2 protein-coding genes are annotated in these 3672 nt (G+C 57.9%); both read right to left on the bottom strand.

The features are described 5' to 3' along the window. Positions 1 to 26: 26 nt before the first annotated feature. Entirely contained in the window at positions 27 to 374 is a 348-nt protein-coding gene (locus tag AC30D7_RS11295) for a DUF6124 family protein (protein WP_490134109.1), read from the bottom strand. 475 nt (positions 375 to 849) lie between these two features. Beyond that, the gene (locus AC30D7_RS11300) at positions 850 to 3330 is read right to left on the bottom strand and encodes a TonB-dependent siderophore receptor (protein WP_490134110.1); all 2481 of its coding nucleotides are present in this window, start codon (positions 3328 to 3330) and stop codon (positions 850 to 852) included. Between the last annotated feature and the right edge of the window lie 342 nt (positions 3331 to 3672).

Genomic DNA, 3672 nt, shown 5'->3' on the forward strand with positions numbered 1-3672 from the left:
AAGCGCCCTCACTACCCGCCTGGCGACTACCCAGGCTTGTGGTTATCCAGTACGCGTTTGACCGCTAACTCACTCATCAGGATCACCCGTTGCAACACCAGCATCGTATAGCGTCGCGAGCCGTCCGCCAGCTCGGCGAGATCGTTGACCATCTCGCTGGCGTCGACCAGCAACGTTTCGTCATCCACCGCTGCGTCGATGGTGAAGATGGTGCTGGGCTTGCGGGGCGCTATCTGCGTTTTCGTCGCCCCTGGGTTGAGATAGAAGTTGAGTGCGCGGTCGGCCGCCTCTTTCAGTTTCTTGGGGTCAAGATCAAGAGAGACGTCGTAAGGTACTGGATTGGTATCCGGGGGGTTGGGCGTGACTTTGAACATAGATAAAACTCCATCGCAAATTTGAGGAGCCATCACCTTCGCTACCAAACGACTGGGTGGCGGCCATACGTGGGTTGGTAGACCGGTCGCGATAGAAAACCCGGCGCTCACAAAGGAGCCCCACGCATGACCACCATATAAAGCGAGTCCCAAAAACAGGGCTGCATAAGGTGTTGCCATACGACTATCACGACGGGCTACCAAACCCGATCACTGTTTTGCAGTGACCCGGAAACGATATAGACCACCCCGCAGCCGCACAAGCCGGCGGATTCTGGCGCACACGTAGGTAACGACGCAAGGTGTTGTAGCCGCTTATGACGTAACACCGAGTGTCTATAAACACGCGTCGTTAAACCTTAAACGGTTGAGTGTTGGGGGGAATGGATGGCGGAGCATGCTCGCTCCTGCAGAGGGAGTTGGCCCATGTCCCTCAAAGGGACATGGGCCGGGTTCATACCAGCGGGAGCGCGGATCAGAACTCCGGCGTGTATTTCACGCTGAACATCACGTTGCGTGGATCACCGTAGTTGTTGTTGCCGTTGATCTGGTTGTAGGCCGCTGCGAAGTAGGTCTTGTCAAACAGGTTGTTGGCATTCATCGCCAGCTCGATTTCCGGGGTGAGCTGGTAACCGACGCGGGCATTCCACACGGTGTAACCCGGAACGTTGACGGAGTGGTCGAAACCTATCGTGTGGGTTTGTGCGGTAAAGCCCAGGCCTGTACTCACACGGCTCCAGTCGCCGCTCAACTGATAATTGCCCCACACACGCAGCATGTGTTTAGGCGTCCACCAGCTGAAGATTTTGCCTTCGTTGTCAGGGTCGTCGAGGTATTTGGTGGTGTTGTAGGTGTAGCCGGCAAACAGTTGCAGATTGTCGATCACTTCGCCGCTGATTTCGGCGTCCAGACCCTGGCTGCGCACTTTGCCCGATGCCGTCGAGCAATACCAACCGTCGCAGGTTTGCGCACCCTGCGTATCGAGAACGGCACGGTTTTCCTGGTCGTAACGGAACAGGGCCACGGAGGTATTGATCCGGCCATCCATTAACTCGCCCTTGAGACCGATCTCGTAGTTAGTACCAACAATCGGTTTAAGTACCGAGCCGGCGGTATCGCGTTCGGTCTGCGGTGTATATACGTCGGTGTAACTGGCGTAGACCGTCCATTCGCGGCTCAGGTCATAGACGATACCGGCATAGGGCGTGACTTCTCCGGTTTCAGTGGCGGTGCTTTTTGGATCTTCTGTAATGCCGCTCGCGGTCTGGGTCGAAGACTTGTAATTGTAGTCGTACCAACTGACGCGCGAGCCGAGCACCAGGGTCAGGTCTTCAACAGGCTTGACCCGCCAGCTGCCGTACAGGCCTTTCTGGCGGATGTCGTATTGGCTGGGAGTCCCACGACCACCGGGGCTATTGATCAAGCCTTCGTAGCTGATATCCGGACGGTTGTGATCAATGTCGAAGATATTGTCGGAGCTGTCATTGAAGGTTCGGGCGTATTTGTCGCCCGAGGTGTATTTGGAATAGTTGCCGCCCACCATGATTTCCTGCGGCATGGACAAGGCTTCGAACTTGCCGGTGAGGTTCATGTCCAGAGCGACTTTGGTGGAGTCCATGTCCGTCACGAAGTCCGCGTATTGCACGCCGCTGCCATCGGGATTGATGCCATCGCCGGTGGATTGCACCCGCTGGTTCTTCGCCTTGTTGGTTTCCGTCATGCGCACGGCGCCGATCTTGAAAGCCCAGTCATCGTTGAAACGGTGTTCCAGATCGGTGTAGAGCGTGGTGACGTCGATATCCGAATGGTTCCACTTCGCCCCGGTGTACGTGCTGCGCGGCAGGTCGATGGGTTTACTGTCGGAGTAACGCGGGAAGCCGCGGACATTCGAGCGCGATTCGCCGTCGGACTGGCTGACCGCCACGCCCACGGTGGTGGCTTCGCTCAGATCGAAGTCCAGCGCGCCGTACAGCGAGGTGGTCTTGTACCATTCGGAATCAACGAACGTGTGGGTGTCGTCCTGGTCGGCCACGAAACGTCCACGGATGGTGCCGTTCTGGTTCAACGGCCCACCGGCGTCCAGTTGCAGACCGTAGTGATCCCAGGAGCCGGCCTTGCCGGTCAGGGTCACGGTCGGTGTGGCCTGACCGCGCTTGCGCACCAGGTTGACCGCGCCACCCGGGCTGCCGGTGCCTTGCAGCAAGCCCGACGCACCACGCAGCACTTCCATGCGATCGAAGAAAATCAAGTCCTGCGTGGCCCAGTTGCCCAGCGCGTAAGTGTTGCGCGGAATCGGCACACCGTCGTACTGCCAGTCATCGATCTGGAAACCGCGCGAAGAGAGGATCAAACCTCTGCCAACGCCTTGGGCACCGACCAGTCCGGTGGTCTTGTTGGCGGCGTCCTTGAGATCGACGATATCCTGATCGTCCATTTGCTTGCGGGTCATCACCGTGACCGACTGCGGGATTTCCTTGAGGGTGTGGGTGCCCTTGCCGATGGTCACGGCATTCGAGGTGTAGGAGTTCGAACCTTCGGTGGTCGCGCCCACCTGTTGCGCATTGATGGTGGTAGCGCCCAGTTCCAGACCCTCGGTCGAACTGCCGCGTACCAGCATCAGCGTGTTGCCTTCAAAGCTGTAGTGCACGCCCGTGCCCTTGAGCAATTGGGCAATCGCCGCTTCGCTGCTCAACTTGCCGCTGACGCGTGTGCTGCGCAGGCCGGCCATGTCATCGGCGCTGTAGATCACCTGCTGATTGGTCTGCGTGCCAAACGCCTGCAACGCCTGGGGCAAAGGCTGGGCAGGAATGTCGAGGGTGAAGTCTTCCGCGTGGACCTGCGCGCTGAGCGGCAGCAGGCAAGCCATGCCCAGACCGGCCAACGAGCGACGCGAGCGCAGGGTTCGGGCAATGACCAAGGCCTTGAACAGAGGTTTCAACTCATGAATTGCTGACATCGTGCTCTCTATTTTTAATTGAAATGGATAGGATCCATGGGCAATCGAGTGCCCTGCCGCTGCCTGGACCTGTGAACCACCTGGATCGGCTGCCATCTCGGGCAACGTGTCGCAAGTCGATGACCGGCCCCTCCCCGGGCACGATCGTTTGTCCGGGCAGCGGTAAAAATGTGTACGGCTGGGAAAAACTGAACCCTGTGGCTACCCTGCCCGGCTCGATTTATCTGCTTACGTAAGTAAGACGCAGCACCGCGCAAAAACCGGAATGAGTTTATTTATCATTTGCGCAAACATTCAAAAAAAAGGCCGACGCATTGGGCGTCGGCCTTTTTTTCTGCTACT

Source organism: Pseudomonas sp. DF5, assembly GCF_058148225.1.

Bases quoted from the DNA above. Each gene is read 5' to 3' on its own strand.
- AC30D7_RS11300 (WP_490134110.1), bottom strand. From the start codon at position 3,330: ATGTCAGCAATTCATGAGTTGAAACCTCTGTTCAAGGCCTTGGTCATT.
- AC30D7_RS11295 (WP_490134109.1), bottom strand. From the start codon at position 374: ATGTTCAAAGTCACGCCCAACCCCCCGGATACCAATCCAGTACCTTAC.